At 71.6% G+C, this 19,016-nt stretch carries 12 protein-coding genes; 9 read left to right on the top strand and 3 right to left on the bottom strand.

All coding sequences use genetic code 11. The features are described from left to right. The first annotated feature begins 71 nt into the window (after positions 1-71). From ACZ7MX_RS22030 to ACZ7MX_RS22005, 6 genes are all read left to right on the top strand, one after another. Positions 72-2,978, top strand: a complete 2,907-nt coding sequence (locus ACZ7MX_RS22030; RefSeq protein WP_472134502.1) for a leucine--tRNA ligase — start codon at positions 72-74, stop codon at positions 2,976-2,978. 244 nt (positions 2,979-3,222) lie between these two features. Beyond that, positions 3,223-4,092: a hypothetical protein gene (locus ACZ7MX_RS22025; RefSeq protein WP_472134500.1), complete on the top strand. Its 870-nt coding sequence runs from the start codon at positions 3,223-3,225 to the stop codon at positions 4,090-4,092. Between the two features lie 167 nt (positions 4,093-4,259). Beyond that, on the top strand, positions 4,260-5,105 hold the full coding sequence (locus tag ACZ7MX_RS22020) for a DegV family protein (protein ID WP_472134498.1): 846 nt from the start codon (positions 4,260-4,262) through the stop codon (positions 5,103-5,105). Between the two features lie 674 nt (positions 5,106-5,779). Further along, positions 5,780-6,535: a ComEA family DNA-binding protein gene (locus ACZ7MX_RS22015; protein ID WP_472134496.1), complete on the top strand. Its 756-nt coding sequence runs from the start codon at positions 5,780-5,782 to the stop codon at positions 6,533-6,535. Further along, entirely contained in the window at positions 6,532-9,648 is a 3,117-nt protein-coding gene (locus tag ACZ7MX_RS22010) for a ComEC/Rec2 family competence protein (RefSeq protein ID WP_472134494.1), read from the top strand. The genes ACZ7MX_RS22015 and ACZ7MX_RS22010 overlap by 4 nt, the downstream gene beginning before the upstream one ends. A 108-nt stretch (positions 9,649-9,756) precedes the next feature. Further along, on the top strand, positions 9,757-10,539 hold the full coding sequence (locus ACZ7MX_RS22005) for an arylamine N-acetyltransferase family protein (protein ID WP_472134492.1): 783 nt from the start codon (positions 9,757-9,759) through the stop codon (positions 10,537-10,539). Between the two features lie 145 nt (positions 10,540-10,684). Here ACZ7MX_RS22005 and ACZ7MX_RS22000 read toward each other — a convergent pair whose 3' ends face one another. Continuing rightward, on the bottom strand, positions 10,685-10,921 hold the full coding sequence (locus ACZ7MX_RS22000) for a hypothetical protein (RefSeq protein WP_472134562.1): 237 nt from the start codon (positions 10,919-10,921) through the stop codon (positions 10,685-10,687). Between the two features lie 363 nt (positions 10,922-11,284). Between ACZ7MX_RS22000 and holA the strand changes: the two genes are divergently transcribed. Next, entirely contained in the window at positions 11,285-12,268 is a 984-nt protein-coding gene (gene holA, locus ACZ7MX_RS21995) for a DNA polymerase III subunit delta (protein WP_472134490.1), read from the top strand. 243 nt (positions 12,269-12,511) lie between these two features. Here the strand turns inward: holA and ACZ7MX_RS21990 are convergent, their stop codons facing one another. Further along, on the bottom strand, positions 12,512-13,492 hold the full coding sequence (locus tag ACZ7MX_RS21990; protein WP_472134488.1) for a hypothetical protein: 981 nt from the start codon (positions 13,490-13,492) through the stop codon (positions 12,512-12,514). Positions 13,493-14,215: 723 nt separating this feature from the next. Further along, positions 14,216-14,482, bottom strand: coding sequence for a 30S ribosomal protein S20 (rpsT, locus tag ACZ7MX_RS21985; protein WP_030415161.1), 267 nt, complete (start codon positions 14,480-14,482; stop codon positions 14,216-14,218). A gap of 259 nt (positions 14,483-14,741) precedes the next feature. Between rpsT and lepA the strand changes: the two genes are divergently transcribed. Together lepA and ACZ7MX_RS21975 are read left to right on the top strand one after the other, a co-directional pair. Beyond that, positions 14,742-16,616 (top strand): translation elongation factor 4, encoded by a 1,875-nt coding sequence (gene lepA / locus ACZ7MX_RS21980; protein WP_472134486.1) that lies wholly within the window; start codon positions 14,742-14,744, stop codon positions 16,614-16,616. Positions 16,617-16,995: 379 nt separating this feature from the next. Then, positions 16,996-18,885: an AMP-dependent synthetase/ligase gene (locus ACZ7MX_RS21975; protein WP_472134484.1), complete on the top strand. Its 1,890-nt coding sequence runs from the start codon at positions 16,996-16,998 to the stop codon at positions 18,883-18,885. Positions 18,886-19,016 lie beyond the last annotated feature (131 nt).

Raw genomic sequence — 19,016 nt, 5'->3', positions numbered from 1 at the left:
GAGTTCCGGGGACAAGGTCCGGGACAAGGCGCGTTTCCGCAGGCAGAGACGATCGATGGAGCTTTGAGACGATGAGCGAGACGACCACCGCTGCCGAGGTGGCAGCGCCGCACCGCTATACGGCCGCGCTGGCCGCCGACATCGAGGCACGCTGGCAGGACTTCTGGGAGAAGGACGGGACCTACGAGGCCCCGAACCCGAGCGGGGATCTGGCCGGCGACCCGGAGCTGGTGGCCCGCCCCAAGAAGTTCATCATGGACATGTTCCCCTACCCGTCGGGCGCCGGCCTGCACGTCGGCCACCCCCTGGGGTTCATCGCCACCGACGTCTACGCCCGCCACCAGCGCATGACGGGCCACAACGTCCTGCACACCCTGGGCTTCGACGCCTTCGGCCTGCCCGCCGAGCAGTACGCCGTCCAGACCGGCACCCACCCGCGGGTCTCCACCGAGGCCAACATCGTCAACATGCGCCGCCAGCTGCGCCGGCTGGGGCTGGGCCACGACCCGCGCCGCTCGGTCGAGACGATCGACCCGGCGTACTACAAGTGGACCCAGTGGATCTTCCTGCAGATCTTCAACTCCTGGTACGACCCGGAGGCGGACGCCGCCCGCCCGATCGACACCCTGGTCGCCCAGTTCGAGGCCGGCACCCGCCCGACCCCCGACGGCCGCCCCTGGGCCGAGCTGAGCATCACCGAGCGCGCCGACATCCTGGGTGAGTACCGCCTGGCGTACGCCTCGGACGCGCCGGTCAACTGGTGCCCCGGCCTGGGCACCGTACTGGCCAACGAGGAGGTCACCGCCGAGGGCCGTTCCGAGCGCGGCAACTACCCGGTCTTCAAGGCCAAGCTGCGCCAGTGGAACATGCGCATCACCGCCTACGCCGACCGGCTGCTGCGCGACCTGGACGCGCTGGACTGGCCGGAGGCCATCAAGCTGCAGCAGCGCAACTGGATCGGCCGCTCCGAGGGCGCCCGGGTCGACTTCCCGGTGGGCGACGACAAGATCACCGTCTTCACCACCCGTCAGGACACCCTCTTCGGCGCCACCTACATGGTGCTGGCCCCCGAGCACCCGCTGATCGCCGGCTCCGAGGACGGCGACATCACCGGCACCCTCGTCCCCGGCGCCTGGCCCGAGGGCACCCACGACGTGTGGACCGGCGGCCACGCCACCCCGCGTGAGGCCGTCGCCGCCTACCGCAAGCAGGCCGCCGCCAAGTCCGACCTGGAGCGGCAGGCCGAGGCCAAGGACAAGACCGGCGTCTTCACCGGTGTCTTCGCCACCAACCCGGTCAGCGGCGAGCAGGTCCCGGTCTTCATCGCCGACTACGTCCTGATGGGCTACGGCACCGGCGCGATCATGGCCGTGCCCGCGCACGACACCCGCGACTTCGCCTTCGCCCGCGCCTTCGAGCTGCCCATGCGCTGCGTCGTCGAGCCGACGGACGGCCGCGGCACCGACCCCGCCACCTGGGACGACGCCTTCGCCTCGTACGACGCCAAGATCATCAATTCGTCCGGCGACGGCATCTCGCTGGACGGCTTGGGCGTCACCGAGGCCAAGGCGAAGATCACCGACTGGCTGGCCGAGCGCGGCATCGGCGAGGGCACCGTCAACTTCCGGCTGCGCGACTGGCTGTTCAGCCGCCAGCGCTACTGGGGCGAGCCGTTCCCGATCGTCTACGACGAGGACGGCGTGGCGCACGCGCTGCCCGAGTCGATGCTGCCGCTGGAACTGCCCGAGGTCGAGGACTACTCCCCGCGCACCTTCGACCCGGACGACGCCGACACCCAGCCCGAGACCCCGCTGTCCCGCAACGAGGACTGGGTCAACGTCGAGCTGGACCTGGGCGACGGCCGGGGCGTCCGGCGCTACCGCCGCGAGACCAACACCATGCCCAACTGGGCGGGTTCCTGCTGGTACGAGCTGCGCTACCTGGACCCCCGCAACGACGACGCGCTGGTCGACCCGGCCGTCGAGCAGTACTGGATGGGACCGCGCGACGGACAGCCGGCCGGCGGTGTCGACCTGTACGTGGGCGGCGCCGAACACGCCGTGCTGCACCTGCTGTACGCCCGTTTCTGGTCCAAGGTGCTGCACGACCTGGGGCACGTCTCGTCCTCCGAGCCGTTCCACAAGCTGTACAACCAGGGCATGATCCAGGCCTTCGTCTACCGGGACAGCCGCGGCATCGCCGTCCCGGCCGCCGAGGTCGAGGAGCGGGACGGCGCCTACTACTACCAGGGCGACAAGGTCAGCCGCCTGCTGGGCAAGATGGGCAAGTCCCTGAAGAACGCCGTCACCCCCGACGAGATCTGCGCCGAATACGGTGCGGACACCCTGCGCCTGTACGAGATGGCGATGGGCCCGCTGGACGTGTCGCGGCCGTGGGACACCCGGGCGGTCGTCGGCCAGTACCGCCTGCTGCAGCGCCTGTGGCGCAACGTCGTCGACGAGGCGACCGGCGAGGTCACCGTCGTGGACGTGCCCGAGTCGGACATCGACGTGGACACCCTGCGCGCCCTGCACAAGGCCATCGACGGGGTCGGCCAGGACCTGGCGAACCTGCGCTTCAACACCGCCATCGCCAAGGTCACCGAGCTGAACAACCACCTGACCAAGACGGGCGGCCCGGTCCCGCGCACGGTCGCGGAGCGGCTGGTCCTGCTGATCGCCCCGCTGGCCCCGCACATCGCCGAGGAGCTGTGGCGCAAGCTGGGCCACACCGACTCGGTGGTGCACGCGGACTTCCCGGTCGCGGACCCGGCGTACGTCGTGGACGAGACCGTGACCTGCGTCGTCCAGATCAAGGGCAAGGTCAAGGCCCGCCTGGAGGTCGCCCCGTCGATCTCCGACGCCGACCTGGAGGCGACCGCACTGGCCGAGCCGGCGGTGGTCGCGGCGCTGAACGGCGCGGACATCCGCAAGGTCATCGTCCGCGCCCCGAAGCTGGTGAACATCGTCCCGGCGTGAGCCACCGACGGCCTGCCGGTCCGTGAGGGCGTGAGCTGGCGACGGCGCCTGCCGACCCGTGGGGAACGGAGCGGCGGGCGCCGGCCGGGGCGGGCAGCAGGCCGGATGAACGCGGCATAGGGGTTTTCCCCTACGGGCAGGTTGGGGGTTCTTCAGGAACCCGCAACCTGCCCTTTCCGTTTACGGTGGAAGGACAGGGCGCGGGCGAAAGTCCGGCGCCACCGACACGCCTGGGGGAGATCCCATGGAAGCCGCCGCCGCCATCATCGGACTGCTCTTCGTGCTGTTCGTCCTGGCCGGTGTGCTCCTGACGGTCAAGGCGGTGAAGGCGACCAAGCGCGGCGTGGACCGTACGGTCGCCCAGGCGCGCAGAAGGGTCGAGGACACCACCCTCCGGGCCCGGCAGCTCGCCCAGCCCGGCGTGGTCGGCGAGCTGGCCCAGCTGCGGCTGTCGCTGCGAACGTCCATGCGGGCCACGCAGGACGTGCTGTACGGGGGCCCTCCGGACGATGCCTCCCTGAGCGAGGCGATCGGTCTGTTCGAGCGGCTGAGCGCCCATGGGCACGAGTTGGACGCCGACCTCAAACGCCTGGAACGGGAGCCCGACCGGGCCACCATCGCCGCCCGCCTCCCGGAGCTGAGGGAGCGCATGGAGCGGATCACGCACTCCGCCGAGTCGCTCCGCTGGGCCGCCCGCGACCGGGCACGCAAGTTCGCCGACGACGACCTCGCGTCCCTGACCGACCAGATCGACGTCGAGGCGGGCGCCTTGCGCCACTGGACCCAGGCTCCCGAGGAGCCGGGGAGAGATCGGGACGGCCGGGGTGGGGACTGGGGTCGCTCCGGGGACGTTCAGGGGGCGGGGCAGGCGGCGTCGTCCGACGGTCACCGCCCGTGGGGGCCGGATGGCGAGGACGAGCAGCAGCGGGCGATCACCGCGCGCGACGGCCGCACCCGGCCGACGTACCCGTGGGAGAAGGCCCCGCGGGCGGAAGGCATGGCGACTCCGCGGCCGGAGGGCAGGGGCGGGAGCGGGGGTACGGGAGGGGGCACCGGTACCGGTACGGGCGCGGGCAGCGGTACGACCAGGGGCACCGGTACGACCAAGACTTGAGCGATGAGTGGTGGAGGAGGTGGGTGGGGGCGGGGCGGGGCCCCGGGGGCGGCCTAGCCCACCCGCGGCCATAGCAGGGCACTTGGCAGAGCCTTGGGGAAACCTGGAAGATCTTGGGGACGGACCCGCACTGTGCGACGTCCCGATCCCCGGATAATCTCCCAGTCATGTCCCGCCATGTCGCGATCGTCACCGATTCCACGGCCTACTTGCCGCGGACGGCCGTCGAGCGCCACCGCATCACGGCCGTACCGCTGACCGTCGTCCTGGGGGACCAGGCCCTCGAAGAGGGCACCGAGATCTCCGCGAGATCCGTCGCCCAGGCCCTGCAGAAGCGGCGCAGCGTGACGACGTCCCGGCCCAGCCCGGCCACCTTCGCGGACACCTACCGCGAGGTGGCGGCGGCCGGAGCGACCGGCATCGTCTCCCTCCACCTCTCCTCGGAATTCTCCGGCACCTACGATGCGGCCGTGATGGCCGCCAAGGACGCCCCGGTCCCGGTGCACGTCGTGGACACCGGGATGGTCGCCATGGCCCTCGGGTTCTGTGCCCTCGCCGCCGCTGAGACCGCGGAAGCCGGCGGCGACGTGGACGAAGCGGTCGCCGCGGCGGAGAAGCGGGCCTCGGGAACCTCCGCCTACTTCTATGTCGACACCCTGGACTATCTCCGCCGCGGTGGCCGGATCGGCGCGGCCCAGGCCCTGCTCGGCTCGGCGCTGGCCGTCAAACCGCTTCTCCAGCTGGCGGACGGACGGATCGAGCTGCTGGAGAAGGTCCGTACGGCGTCCAAGGCCATCGCACGGCTTGAGGAGATCGCCGTGGAACGGGCGGGCGAGGGCCAGATCGACATCGCGGTGCACCACCTCGCCGCCGCGGAACGCGCGGACGCGCTCGCCCAGCGGCTCCGTGAGCGGATCCCGGGGCTGAACGAGCTCCATGTGAGCGAGGTCGGCGCGGTGATCGGCGCACACACCGGGCCGGGGCTGCTGGGGGTCGTGGTGTCACCGCGCTGAGCGAGGCGCGAGGGGCATGGCAGGACACGTGTGGGTGACGAAGTTATCCACAACTGCGGGGTTGTCCACGGGATTTGACGCCGCTCAGCAGACTCTGCCTCGGTCACTTAGCGTCATGAGCTATGAACTCCTCGCAGACTGCTCGACTCGACTCGCCCGTATCCGTCTCCACGTGGGCCGCGCCGCCTGACGGCCCTTCCTCGACTCCGGAAGCCTCTGCCGAACGTTCCGGCTGGCCATGGGCGTCCGACTCAACAGCCCCGTACGAGCAAGACGGACGGTCTGATACTCCATCTCCTCCTGACGCTCCGGCTCGTCCTGATACACCACCTCGTCCTGACGCTCCGTCCAGTTCTGGCTCGTCATCCCTTTCCGGCTCATCACTCACTCCAGACTCCGTGGGCGCATCTGTGGCGCCCTCGCCAGAGCTGGTGGGTGAAGCTGTGCCGCCCTCGCCGGAACCTGTGCGCGAACCCGTGGCTCCTTCTCGTGCGAGGGCGCGTGAGGGGCGGGAGCGTGAGCGGGTACGGGCCCGGGTGGCGGCGATCTTCGGCGATACGGAGCGGGCGTCCGCGATCACCGGACCCCTACCACCCGGACACGATCCCCCGCCCCAGCCCCAGCCACAGCCGCAGCTCCCGCGCCCGCGCCGCGTGGAGCGGGGGTGGCTGGCGGTGCGTGAACGACTCCCGCTGTGGCTGCAGTCACGCTGCGGTACCGACCCCAGGGCGTTGGCTGCCCTGGCATTGGTGCTGATCGTGGCGGTGGCGTTCGCGGTGCACCACTTCTGGATCGGGCGCCCGGAACCGGTACGCGCCCCGGCCGTCGAACGGTCCGCCACGGGTCCGGACGACCAGCACCACGGACCTGGCGCGGCCGCCGGCCGGCACTCGTCCGCACTCCCGTCACCCGCATCCTCGTCGACCTCCTCGACGGGCGCGACCGGTTCATCGGGTGGCGTCGGGCGCCAGTTGGTCGTTGATGTCACGGGCAAGGTCCGGCATCCCGGCATTCACCGGATGCCGCCGGGCTCACGAGTGATCGACGCACTGCGGGCCGCGGGCGGCGTACTGCACGGGGCGGATACCAGCGGGCTCAATCGGGCGCGGCTGCTGACCGACGGCGAACAGATCGCGGTCGGCGTGCCGGGCGCCGCGGCCGGGAGCGGTGCCGGCACCGGTGGTGCCGGGACCGGTGGTACGGGCAGCGGGACGGCGGGCGGCGGAACCGGTCCGGGCGGGCCGGTGAGCCTCAGCACGGCGACGGAGCAGCAGCTCGACGCCTTGCCGGGGGTCGGGCCCGTACTGGCGCGTCACATCATCGAATTCCGTACCCAGCACGGCGGCTTCTCCTCGGTGGAGCAGCTTCGGCAGGTGACCGGTATCGGCGACCGTCGCTTCGCCGATCTCCGGCCCTTGGTGGAGCCATGACCACCACCCGGCCCTCGGTGCACGCCACGGCCCCCTCGCCGCGCGGCGCTTCGGACCCGCATCAGGAAGGGCCGCCCGATCTGCGCCTGGCCGGACCGGCATTGGCGGCCTGGGCCGCCGCGGCGATCGGATTGGGCGCATCCGGCGGGGGCGTGGCGGTGGCCTGTGCCGTGGGGGTGGCGCTCGCGGCACTCGCGCTACGGGTGGCTGTCCTACGGCGCCGAGCGGAACGCGGGGGAGGCGGGGAGTGCGAGGGGACGGAGGAGTACCAGCGGACGGAGGAGTACGAGCAGTACAAGGAGGAGGAGGGGCACGGGGAGGATGAGGAGGGCAGGGAAGGCAGGCAGAGCGGGGCAGGCCCGGGTGGTGAGGCGGCGGGCGGGGACGGGGGCGCTCGCGGCGGCGAAGCGGGTCGCGTGCGCCGGTCCGGCTCCTCCCGTCGATGGTCCTCCGGGGCGTGGGTGGCGCTGGCCGCCGTGCTGCTGGGTGCTGTCGCAGGGGCGGCGTCCGCGGCGTTGCATGCGGCGGACGTCCGGCGTGGTCCGCTGCCTGACCTGGCGGACCGCTATGCACGGGTGACGGTGGAGCTGGAGGTGACGGATGATCCTCGGCTGACCCGGCCCCGGGTGCGTGGATCCCAACGGACGCCTGCGGCCGTGGCGTTCCACGCCGATGCCGTGCGGGTGACCGCTCCGGACGGCGCGGTCACCGCCGTGCGTACCCCGACTCTGGTCCTCGTACGGCAGGGCGGAAGGGACGAAGGCGCGCCGTCCGACGGCGGCGGAGGCGAGGGGAGAGGTGAAGGGAAGGGCACCGGTGCCGGGGCCGACGGTACCGACGGCGAGGGCTCCGGCGGTGAGCGGAACCGGCAGGGCGGGCCCTCGGCGTCAGCGGCCTCGTCGCTGTCGGAGGCTTGGCGCGGACTGTTGCCGTCGACGCGGATCCGGGTCGTGGCGCGGGCCGTAACGCCGCTCCTGCCGGGTGATCAGGTCGCCGCGGTGCTGCGGGTCGACGCCGACGCGCCGCCGGTCAAGGTCGGTGGCCCGTCCGTGTTGCAGCGGGTGGCTGGCCGCGTGCGGGCCGGGTTGCGTGAGGCCACGGACGGGCTCCGGCCTGACGCCCGTGCGCTGCTGCCCGGTCTGGTCGTAGGGGATACCTCGCGCGTGCCACCGGATCTGGACGAAGCCTTCCGGGCCACCGATCTGACGCACCTGCTCGCTGTCTCCGGCAGCAATCTCACGATCGTCCTCGCCCTGCTGATCGGCCCGCCGCACCTCGCCACGCGTGCCGAACGGCGTGGGCTGGCGCCCCACCTGAGGCTGTCGTTGCGCGGCACCGCCGTCATCGGGGGCACGCTGGCGCTGGCCTTCGTGGTCGTGTGCCGCCCGGACCCGAGCGTGCTGCGGGCTGCCGCCTGCGGCCTGATCACCCTGTTGGCGATCGGCACCGGCCGCCGCCGTTCGCTGCTCCCCGCGCTGGCCGCCGCGGTGCTGCTCCTGGTGCTCTACGACCCTTGGCTCGCGCAACGGTACGGCTTCCTGCTCTCCGTACTGGCCACCGGCGCACTGTTGTTGCTCGCACCGCGCTGGAGCGCCGCCCTCCAGCGGCGCCGGGTGCCACCCCGGCTCGCCGAAGTGCTCGCCGCCGCTGCGGCGGCACAGGCGGTCTGTGCGCCCGTCGTCGTGGTGCTCGCCGCCCGCGTGGGCCTGGTGGCGGTGCCGTGCAATCTGCTGGCGGAGCTGGCGGTGGGCCCGGCCACGGTCCTCGGGTTCGCCGCGCTCGTCACCGCCCCGTTCGCCCTGCCGGTAGCCAAGGCGCTGGCGTGGTGTGCCGGCTGGCCCACCGAGTGGATCGCCGGTGTCGCCCGTACGGGTGCGGCGTTGCCCGGAGCCGAGATCGGCTGGCCCGGCGGCTGGGTGGGTGCGCTGGTGCTGGCGGCCGTCATGGTGGCGCTGGTGCCGGTCGGGCGACGCGTGGTGCGCCGGCCCTGGCTCTGCGTCCTGTGTGCGTTCGCCGTGTTGCTGGCGGTGTGCCGTCCCGCTCCGTTCACCCGGGTCATCACCGGCTGGCCGCCGCCCGGGTGGCGTGCCGTGGTCTGCGACGTGGGGCAGGGCGACGGCCTGGTGCTGGCCGCCGGCGACGGTACGGCTCTGGTGGTGGACACCGGCCCCGAACCGCGCGCCATCGACCGCTGCCTCACGGAGCTGGGGATCCGCCGGATCCCTCTGCTCGTCCTCACCCACTTCCATGCCGACCACGTGGACGGACTTCCCGGCGTGCTCCGTGGCCGGTCGGTCGGCGCGATCGAGACCACGACCCTGCAAGATCCGCCGGGTCAGGCCCAGTTCGTACGGGAGACGGCCGCCCGGGCCCGGATTCCGCTCGTGCGCGCCGTTCCGGGGGAGCGGCGGCGCCTCGGCCCGCTCAGCTGGGAAGTGCTCTGGCCTCCGGCCGTGTCGTTCGCCCCGGTGCTCGACGGGCCCAACGACGCCAGCGTGACCCTGCTCGTACGGACCGGCGGGCTGACGTTCCTGCTTCTCGGTGATCTCGAACCGCCTGCTCAGCAGGCGCTGCTGGCGGCGCATCCGGAGCTGGCCGGGGTCGACGTCCTGAAGGTGGCGCACCACGGTTCCGCACACCAGGACCCGCCGCTGATGCACCGGCTGGCGCCGCGCCTTGCGCTGATCTCGTGCGGCACCGGAAACCCCTACGGCCATCCGGCACCGCGGACGATCGCCGCGCTACGGGCCCAGGGCGCCCGGGTGCTGCGTACCGACACCGACGGTGCGATCGCGATCCTCGGCACTCCGGGCAAACTCGCCGCCACCGTGACCGGCCGTCGGACGGGGGCCCGCCCGCCGGGCGGCCGAGGCGGTGGGCGCGGCCGGGGGAGGCGGCGCGGCCGGCGCATACGCAGCCGAGCGCCGGCCGGTCGGCAGAGGCCGGTCCGCCGGCCCGCGGAACACACCCGACAGACGTTTGCGGACCGCCCGAGCCGCCGGTTCGCCAGTTCCTCTCGGGCGCTTCGGTTGCCCGCGGGCGGTTTCACGGTTGGGCTCGTCGCGGCCGTCGTCGCCCTTGCTCTCCCGTTTCGGCCGGTCCTGGCTCTGTAGGCTCCGGAATGAGGCCCGGAATAAGGCCCACCGGTGGGGAGGGCAGCGCTGCATGGCGGCATGGCGGCATGGCGGTGCAGAGATACGGGATGAGCGGAGGCGGGGTAGATGGACGAGGCGGCGGCCGATGCCTATCTGGAGCGCATCGGGGCGGTACGGCCCGGGACCCCTGACGCGAGGGCGTTGGCTGCGCTGCACCTCAGGCATCTGAGGGCGGTGCCGTTCGAGAACCTCGCCATCCACCTCGGTGAGGAGATCGTGCTGGCGGAGCAGCCGTTGCTGGACAAGATGGTCGGGGCCCGGCGCGGTGGGTTCTGTTACGAACTCAACGGGGCATTCGCCGGGCTGCTCCGGGCCCTCGGGTACGAGGTCGAGTTGTTGTCGGCGCGCGTGTTCGGTGCCGAGGGGCGCCTCGGCATCCCGTACGACCACCTTGCGCTGCGGGTCCACACGCCGAGCGGGCCGTGGCTGGCGGATGTCGGCTTCGGCCGGCACAGCCACCTTCCGCTGCGCTGGGACAGCCGCGAGGAGCAGGCCGATCCCGGCGGGACCTTCCGGCTGCAGGAGACGGCGGAGGGGGACGTGGACGTATTGAGGGACGGTTCGCCGCAGTACCGGCTCGAACAACGGCCGCGTGCGCTGGCGGACTTCGAGGTCGGCTGCTGGTGGAACCGCACTTCGCCGACCTCCCACTGCACCCGTTCCCTGGTGTGCTCACGGCTGACCGGGACCGGCCGGATCACGCTCTCCGGCCGCACACTCGTGATCACCGGGGCGAGCGGTGTGCGGGAGGAACGTGAGCTGGCGGCGGGGGAGGTACTGGCCGCCTACCGGGAGCACTTCGGGGTGGTGCTGGACCGGGAGCCGGTGGTGGGAGCCGCGGCAGGGTGAGAGCCTCCCTCGGCCGCCTCGCCCGCTTCACTCGCTCCAGGCGCCTCGGCTGCCTGAGGATGGGCGGGGTGGGACCGTAGGAGCGCGTCGGCCGGAGCAGTGAGCCCTGGCCAGCCGTGGAGCAGGCCGGTGGCCGCCGGGGGGCTTACTCGGCCTCGCGCCAGCCCTCGAACTCCGCCGCGAGGTCGTTCAACCGTGCCGGGTCATGGCGGGCGTCCGGGTCTTCGACCACCACCAGCCACTGGGCGTCCTCGGCGTCGTCCTCGCCGGCCAAGGCGTCCCGTACGAGCTGGGGCTCCTCGGTGACGCCGAAGCGTTCGACGAGGGCCTCGGCGACCTCCTCCGCGGCGTCGCGGTCGGGCAGGACCAGGACGTGGCGCACCTGCCCGGGGGAGGGAGCCGGGGCGGAGGGAGAGGCGTGGTGCTCGTGGTGAGCGCGGTGCCGGGGCGCGGCGGCGTGGTCGTTCATCAGGCCATTGTCCCCGTTCGAGAACCCGGCTCTCGGTGCTCGGGTCCGTACGTCACGCCGAGCCCTCGACGCCAGGGCCGTAGCGACGTCAGGGCGGAGCGACGTGAAGGCCGTGGTGACGTCAGGGCCGTGGCGAGGTGAAGACCGTAATGACGTCAGGGTCGTAGCGACGCCAAGGCCGTAGCGACGTCAGAGCAGTGGGGGAGCGGGCGTAGGTGGTCCGGCCGGAGGTGGTCCGGGCGGCGTTGTCGGTGGGGCGTGGGATGCTGGATCGCGATGGCCAGGAAGACAGCTAACGACGATTTGCTTGCCCCCGTGACGATCGCGGTCGGGCAGGAAGACCTGCTGCTGGAGCGTGCGATGCAGCAGGTGGTGGCGGCTGCCCGCGCGGCCGATGCGGACACCGATGTGCGCGACCTCACCCCCGACCAGCTCCAGCCCGGCACCCTCGCCGAGCTGACCAGTCCCTCGCTGTTCGCCGAGCGCAAGGTCGTGGTGGTGCGCTCGGCCCATGACCTGTCCGCGGACACGATCAAGGACGTCAAGGCGTACCTCGGCTCGCCCGCGGAGGAGATCACGCTCGTGCTGCTGCATGCCGGCGGCGCCAAGGGCAAGGGGCTGCTCGACGCCGCCCGTAAGGCCGGGGCGCGGGAAGTGGCCTGTCCCAAGATGACCAAGCCGGCCGACCGGCTGGCGTTCGTGCGGGGGGAGTTCCGTACGGTCGGGCGGTCGGCGACGCCGGAGGCGTGCCAGTCGCTGGTCGATGCGATCGGCAGCGATCTGCGGGAGTTGGCCTCGGCGTGTGCGCAGCTCGCCGCCGACATCGAGGGCACGATCGACGAGGCGATCGTCGGGCGGTACTACACGGGTCGGGCCGAGGCGTCGAGCTTCACCGTCGCGGACCGTGCCGTCGAGGGCCGGGCCGCCGAGGCCCTGGAGGCGCTGCGCTGGGCGATCGCGACCGGTGTCGCGCCCGTCATGATCACCAGCGCGCTCGCCCAGGGCGTCCGGGCCATCGGCAAGCTGGCCTCCGCACCGCGCGGCGCCCGCCCCGGCGACCTCGCCCGCGAACTCGGCATGCCGCCGTGGAAGATCGACCGGGTGCGGCAGCAGATGCGAGGCTGGTCGGCGGACGGTGTGGCGACGGCGCTGCGTGCGGTGGCGGCGGCCGATGCGGGGGTCAAGGGCGGTGGGGACGATCCCGAGTACGCCCTGGAGAAGGCGGTCGTGACGATTGCCCGGGCGGCGCGGTCCCGCTGAGGCGCGTACGGCTACGGCCGGGCCTGCTCAGGCGTGGTCCTGCTCAGGCACGGTCCCGCTGGGTCGTGATCCCGCTGAGGTCCGGAGCTTGGGCTTGCGCCAGGGGAATTCCGTTCGTCTTCCATCAGCCCAGGCCGACCGACTCCGCTGGCCCAGCCCAGCCCAGCCCAGCCCAGCCCAGCCCGGTCGAGCCCTGGTCCCGCCCATCCCAGCCCTGCCGCGCCCGGTCCGCTCCCACTCGGCTCAGCGTGCGTTCTGCAGGCGTCTGAGGGTCTCCGTCGCGCTGGTTTTGAGCATCGTTGCGACCTCGTCTGCGGTGGGCTGCTTGCCGCCCGAGCTGCTGCTTGAGGTGTAGCTCGACCACGTCGACTGGAAGGTCATCCAGCCGTCCCGCACCCCGAGGATCACGTAGGAACCGCTGTCGCTGCTCGTGTCGTTCCGCGTCACCAGGTAGGCCTCGTCGCCGATGCCGGGAACGGATTCGACCTTGTAGCTGACGGAGGTCTCCTGCTTCTCGTACGCGCGGTAGTTGTCGGCGAATTCCGGTGCGGGGTCGGCCTTCCGGTGCAACGTGGCGCTGGTGTAGAGCCAGGTCGAGGAGTAGGCGGCGGAGCTCGCGTTCTCCTGCTCCAGTGAAACGTTGCACCACATGGTGTCCATCGACTTCTGCCGGGCCCCGCTGTGCTGGGGGTTGGCGTCCTTCGAGGAGGAGCCGGTGTTCGCCTTGGTCTTGTAGTGGGCGTTCTCGAAGGGCGTCATCGAGGTGGCCGCGCACAGGTCATCGGTGTAGGCGTAGCCCGCGAGGTCGGGGCTGGGCTCGGAGGAGAAAGCACCGGTGGCGAACAGCAGCGAACCCCAGACCGCGGAGGCGGCGACCGCGCCACCGATCGCCCACAGCCAGCCCGAGGCACCGCGGCCGCTGCCGCCACTGCCGGTGGGGCTGCCGCCGGGGGCACCGCCCGTCCCGGCGGGTGCACCGGGCGCGCCCATGCCTGCCGGCGGGTAGCCGTAGTGGCCGACGGGTGGCTGCGACGGTGGGGGCACCGGCGGCTGCATCGGCGCCGGCTGCCCGGCGGCCGGACCCGGTGGCCCGGGCGCGGGATTCTGCTGCGCGTACGGATTCTGCTGCGCCGGCACCGGATTCTGCGGTGGTGCGGGGACCTGGCCGTAGGGGTTGGGCTGCGGCAGGCCGTATGGCTGAGAGGGCTCCCCCGGGGTGGACATGGCCGCAGAGTAGCGGACCGGTCGCACACGAGCCCCGGTCGGCGGACGCCCCTACGACGAATAACCCCACGACAGCGGAGATGCGTCTGCACACGTCGCTACGACGAGGTGACCCCGACTCTTCGGCGGGTCGAGCCCGGTTCTGCGACGGGCTGAGGCCGACTCTTCGACGGGCCGTCCCCGGCTCTCCGACGGGTCGTTCCCGGCTCGGAGCCCGCTCAGCCGAATGACGGGTGGCCCCCGCTCTACGACGGCCCCCGGCCCAACGCCACGGCCCCCGGCCCAAGCCACGGCCCCCGGCCCAACGCCACGGCCCCTGGCCCAACGCCACGACCCCCGGCCCAACGCCACGGCCCCCGGCCCAACGACAGGGCCCCTAACTGCACAACCACAACACCCCAACAACCCCAACCCCAGCAACTACAACAACCCCAGCAACCCCAACAACACGACAAAGGCCCCCCACCCCGGGGAAGGGGGCGGAAGGGCCTTGTCTTGGAAAGGTGGGCTCGGTCGGCGGCGGAGGCCGCCGGTGAGCCGGGGGCGCCGCACCCGCGTGGCGAACGCAGGCCGCGTGCGGCGCGGTGGTGCACCGGTCAGGGAGCGGTGAGAGGGGCCGCTGGATCCCTGTCGGCAGGGTCGTGCAGTGGTGCAGGTGCAAGTGCAGAGGCAGCGGAGCTGCGCAACTGCGGGGTGCGGGGGAAGATCCCCGCGGAGGTCGGGTCAGCCCTTGAGGGTCGCGACCTTCTTCGCCAGCGCCGACTTCTTGTTGGCGGCGGCGTTCTTGTGGATGACACCCTTGCTGACGGCCTTGTCGAGCTTCTTGGCCGCCTCGGCCTGGGCAACGGTGGCCTTCTGCAGGTCGCCGGCCTCGATGGCCTCACGGGTGCGACGGATCGAGGTCTTCAGAGCCGACTTGACAGCCTTGTTGCGCTGACGAGCCTTCTCGTTGGTCTTGATCCGCTTCATCTGGGACTTGATGTTCGCCACGAAAGAGCCTTTTCAGGTTCGTTGGAGTTTCGAGTTGCGCCGCGCACCAGAGAGGGCACGAAGCGCAGTGGACCAGGCTACCAGCAGGGTCTACGGCCTCCCAAACCGGACCGGAGCTCCGCCCCGACGCCCCCGCCTGGAGCTCCTCCCCACGGGGCAGACCCGCCCGAACCGGACCGTGGCCGTCGCGCATGGGACCATGGGGGGAGACGTCACATACCCGAGTCCTGCCTACCCGCGTTCACTGAATGGACCCTGCGTGCCCGCGACCCCTACGAACGTGCCGGAGCCGAGCCGTACCGATCCGGCCCTCCTCCGTAACTTCTGCATCATCGCGCACATCGACCACGGCAAGTCGACGCTCGCCGACCGGATGCTCCAGCTCACCGGTGTCGTCGACCAGCGGCAGATGCGCGCGCAGTACCTCGACCGCATGGACATCGAGCGCGAGCGCGGCATCACGATCAAGTCCCAGGCGGTCCGGCTGCCCTGGGCCCCTTCCGAGGGCGAAGAGGGAAGTGGCACGACCCACATCCTCAACATGATCGACACCCCGGGCCACGTCGACTTCACGTACGAGGTGTCGCGCTCCCTCGCCGCGTGCGAGGGGTGCATCCTCCTGGTCGACGCCGCCCAGGGCATCGAGGCGCAGACCCTCGCCAACCTCTACCTGGCGATGGAGCACGACCTCACGATCATCCCGGTCCTCAACAAGATCGACCTGCCGGCCGCGCAGCCCGAGAAGTTCGCCGCCGAGCTGGCCAATCTGGTCGGCTGCGAGCCCGAGGACGTGCTGAAGGTCTCCGCCAAGACCGGCGTCGGCGTGCCCGAGCTGCTGGACAAGGTCGTCCGGGAGGTGCCGGCCCCGGTCGGCGTCAAGGACGCCCCCGCCCGCGCGATGATCTTCGACTCCGTCTACGACGCCTACCGCGGCGTGGTGACGTACGTGAAGGTCGTCGACGGCACGCTGGGCAAGCGCGAGCGCATCAAGATGATGTCCACCGGCGCCGCGCACGAGCTGCTGGAGATCGGGACGAACTCGCCGGAGATGAAGCCGGCCGACGGTCTCTCGGTGGGTGAGGTGGGTTACCTCATCACCGGCGTGAAGGACGTCCGGCAGTCCAAGGTGGGTGACACGATCACCCAGCTCGCCAAGGGGGCGGAGGAGCCGCTCGGCGGTTACAAGGACCCCAAGCCGATGGTGTTCTCGGGGCTGTACCCGCTCGACGGTTCGGACTACCCCGAGCTGCGCGACGCCCTCGACAAGCTCCAGCTCAACGACGCGGCGCTGGTCTACGAGCCGGAGACCTCCGCGGCGCTCGGCTTCGGCTTCCGCGTCGGCTTCCTGGGGCTGCTGCACCTGGAGGTCATCCGGGAGCGCCTGGAGCGCGAGTTCGGCCTCGACCTGATCGCCACCGCCCCCAACGTGGTCTACCGCGTGGACATGGAGGACGGCGCCGAGCACGAGGTCACCAACCCGAGCGAGTTCCCGACGGGCAAGATCGACAAGGTGCACGAGCCGGTCGTCCGGGCCACGATCCTGGCGCCCAGCGAGTTCATCGGCGCGATCATGGAGCTGTGCCAGAACCGCCGCGGTGCGCTGCTGGGCATGGACTACCTCTCCGAGGACCGCGTCGAGATCCGCTACACCCTGCCGCTCGCCGAGGTCGTCTTCGACTTCTTCGACCAGCTCAAGTCCAAGACCCGTGGCTACGCCTCGCTGGACTACGAGCCGACCGGCGAGCAGGTCGCCGACCTGGTGAAGGTCGACATCCTGCTGCACGGCGACAAGGTCGATGCGTTCTCCGCGATCACCCACAAGGACAAGGCGTACGCCTACGGTGTGCGGCTGGTCGCCAAGCTGCGCGAGCTGATCCCGCGGCAGAGCTTCGAGGTGCCGATCCAGGCCGCCATCGGCAGCCGGGTCATCGCCCGTGAGACGGTCCGCGCCATCCGCAAGGACGTCCTCGCCAAGTGCTACGGCGGTGACATCTCGCGTAAGCGGAAGCTGCTGGAGAAGCAGAAGGAAGGCAAGAAGCGGATGAAGATGGTCGGCAGCGTGGAGGTCCCGCAGGAGGCCTTCATCGCGGTGCTGTCCTCGGACTCCGACGGCGACGCCAAGGCGAAGAAGTGACCGCCGGGCAGTAGCCGTAGCCGGCGGCACACGAAGAAGACGAAGCGGCGAGGGGCGCCGGGTCCGGTACGGGACCCGGCGCCCCTCGCCGTCTCCGCGGCCGCGGGCCCCTCATCAGCCGCGGAGCCCTCATCGGGATGAATGCGGAGCGTGGCGTTCCGCGAGGGCGGCAGCCGGGGGCGCCGGGTGTGGTCTCGTGGGGGCGATCGGCGCGGCTCGCAATCGGGCGATGCGCGTGCTACGTACACCTATCGCACTGGTCACATCGCGAACCAGTCGGTCGTAGCCCCTTACGCGTCGGCGCAACGCGCTCTAGTCTGATCTCTGCTCAAAGGTTACTCGCGAGTCACCAGCAATGAAGCGGGCCCCGGAGGACGCCGTGACGGACACCCACACGCTGATCGAAAACCGGCCGCCTTCGGTGGCTCACCTCTTCCTGGAGCGGGTCGCGGCCACTCCCGACATCGAGGCCTATCGCTATCCCGTCCCCGCTGTCGCCGGCCAGGGGCCGGACGACTGGAAGGCGATCAGCTGGGCCGAGGCCGCCGACCGGGTCTACGCCGTGGCCGCCGGGCTGATCGCACTGGGCGTACGGCCCGAGGAGCGGGTCGCGCTGGCCGCCAACACCCGCGTGGAGTGGATCCTCGCCGACCTCGGGGTGCTGTGCTCCGGCGCCGCCACCACCACGGTCTACCCCAGCACCAACGCCGAGGAGACCGCGTACATCCTGGCCGACTCCGGCAGCCGGGTGCTGATCGCCGAGGACGCCGGCCAGCTCGCCAAGGCCCGGGAGCGCCGCGCCGAGCTGCCCGACCTGGCGCATGTCGTCGTCATCGACGCGGCCGCCGCCGAGGCGTCCCCCGATGACCCCGAGGGGTGGGTGCTCAGCCTCGCGGACCTGGAGAAGCGCGGTCACGCCTATCTGGAGAAGCACCCGGAGTGCGTCAAGGAGCGGGTCGCCGGGCTGCGCGCCGACCAGCTGGCGACGCTGATCTACACCTCCGGCACCACCGGCCGGCCCAAGGGCGTACGGCTGCCGCACGACTGCTGGGCGTACATGGCCCGCGCGATCCAGGCCACCGGAATGGTCGCCGAGGAGGACGTGCAGTACCTCTGGCTGCCGCTGGCGCACGTCTTCGGGAAGGTGCTGACCGCCGGGCAGATCTCGGTCGGGCATGTGATCGCGGTGGACGGCCGGGTCGACAAGATCATCGAGAATCTGCCGGTCGTCCGGCCCACCTACATGGCCGCCGTCCCGCGGATCTTCGAGAAGGTCTACAACGGCGTCGCGGCCAAGGCGCGCGCGGGCGGCGGGGCCAAGTACAAGATCTTCCAGTGGGCGGCCGGGGTGGCCCGCGAGTACGCCAAGACCTCGCAGGACAACTTCCGGCGCACCGGCAACGCCTCCGTGCCGTTCGCGCTCGGCGCCAAGCACAAGATCGCCGACGCCCTCGTCTACGCCAAGCTGCGCGACGCGTTCGGCGGCCGGCTGCGCGCCGCGGTCTCCGGCTCGGCCGCGCTCTCCCCGGAGATCGGCTACTTCTTCTCCGGCGCCGGCATCCACATCCTGGAGGGCTACGGCCTGACGGAGTCCAGTGCGGCCAGCTTCGTCAACCCCGGCGAGGCGTACCGCACCGGCACGGTCGGCAAGCCGCTGCCCGGCACCGAGGTCCGGATCGCCGAGGACGGCGAGATCCTGCTGCGCGGCCCCGGCATCATGCAGGGCTACCACGGCCTGCCGGAGAAGACCGCCGAGGTCCTGGAGGAGGACGGCTGGTTCCACACCGGCGACATCGGCGAGCTCTCCCCGGACGGCTATCTGCGGATCACCGACCGCAAGAAGGACCTGATCAAGACCTCGGGCGGCAAGTACATCGCACCGGCCGAGGTGGAGGGCCAGTTCAAGGCGGTCTGTCCGTTCGTCTCCAACGTCCTGGTGCACGGTGCCAACCGGAACTTCTGCACCGCGCTGATCGCCCTCGACGAGCCGACGATCATGGGCTGGGCCGCGGAACACGGCCTGGCCGGCAAGACGTACGCCGAGGTCGTCGCGACCGACCAGGTCCGCGAGCTGATCGACGGCTATGTCGAGCGGGTCAACGAGGGGCTGCAGCGCTGGCAGCAGATCCGCAAGTTCCGGCTGCTGCCGCGCGACCTGGACATCGAGCACGGTGAGGTGACCCCGAGCCTCAAGATCAAGCGGCCGGTGGTGGAGCGGGCGTTCAAGGACCTGCTGGACGACATGTACGCGGGGACGCGGGAGTCGTGACCGCCCGCCGCACCGTCCTTGGGTGAGCGTGCGGGGTGGGCCGCCGGGCCTGCCCCGCACCGCTACTGCCGCGCGCCGCGGCATTCCGGCGCGACACCCCGGCGCCGTGACCGCCCCGCCGCCCCGTTCGG

This window comes from Streptomyces sp. NPDC107765 (genome assembly GCF_055657085.1).
This window is presented reverse-complemented; position numbering and strand designations above follow the sequence as displayed.

Bases quoted from the DNA above. Each gene is read 5' to 3' on its own strand.
- ACZ7MX_RS22030 (WP_472134502.1), top strand. From the start codon at position 72: ATGAGCGAGACGACCACCGCTGCCGAGGTGGCAGCGCCGCACCGCTAT.
- ACZ7MX_RS22025 (WP_472134500.1), top strand. From the start codon at position 3,223: ATGGAAGCCGCCGCCGCCATCATCGGACTGCTCTTCGTGCTGTTCGTC.
- ACZ7MX_RS22020 (WP_472134498.1), top strand. From the start codon at position 4,260: ATGTCCCGCCATGTCGCGATCGTCACCGATTCCACGGCCTACTTGCCG.
- ACZ7MX_RS22010 (WP_472134494.1), top strand. From the start codon at position 6,532: ATGACCACCACCCGGCCCTCGGTGCACGCCACGGCCCCCTCGCCGCGC.
- ACZ7MX_RS22005 (WP_472134492.1), top strand. From the start codon at position 9,757: ATGGACGAGGCGGCGGCCGATGCCTATCTGGAGCGCATCGGGGCGGTA.
- holA (WP_472134490.1), top strand. From the start codon at position 11,285: ATGGCCAGGAAGACAGCTAACGACGATTTGCTTGCCCCCGTGACGATC.
- ACZ7MX_RS21990 (WP_472134488.1), bottom strand. From the start codon at position 13,492: ATGTCCACCCCGGGGGAGCCCTCTCAGCCATACGGCCTGCCGCAGCCC.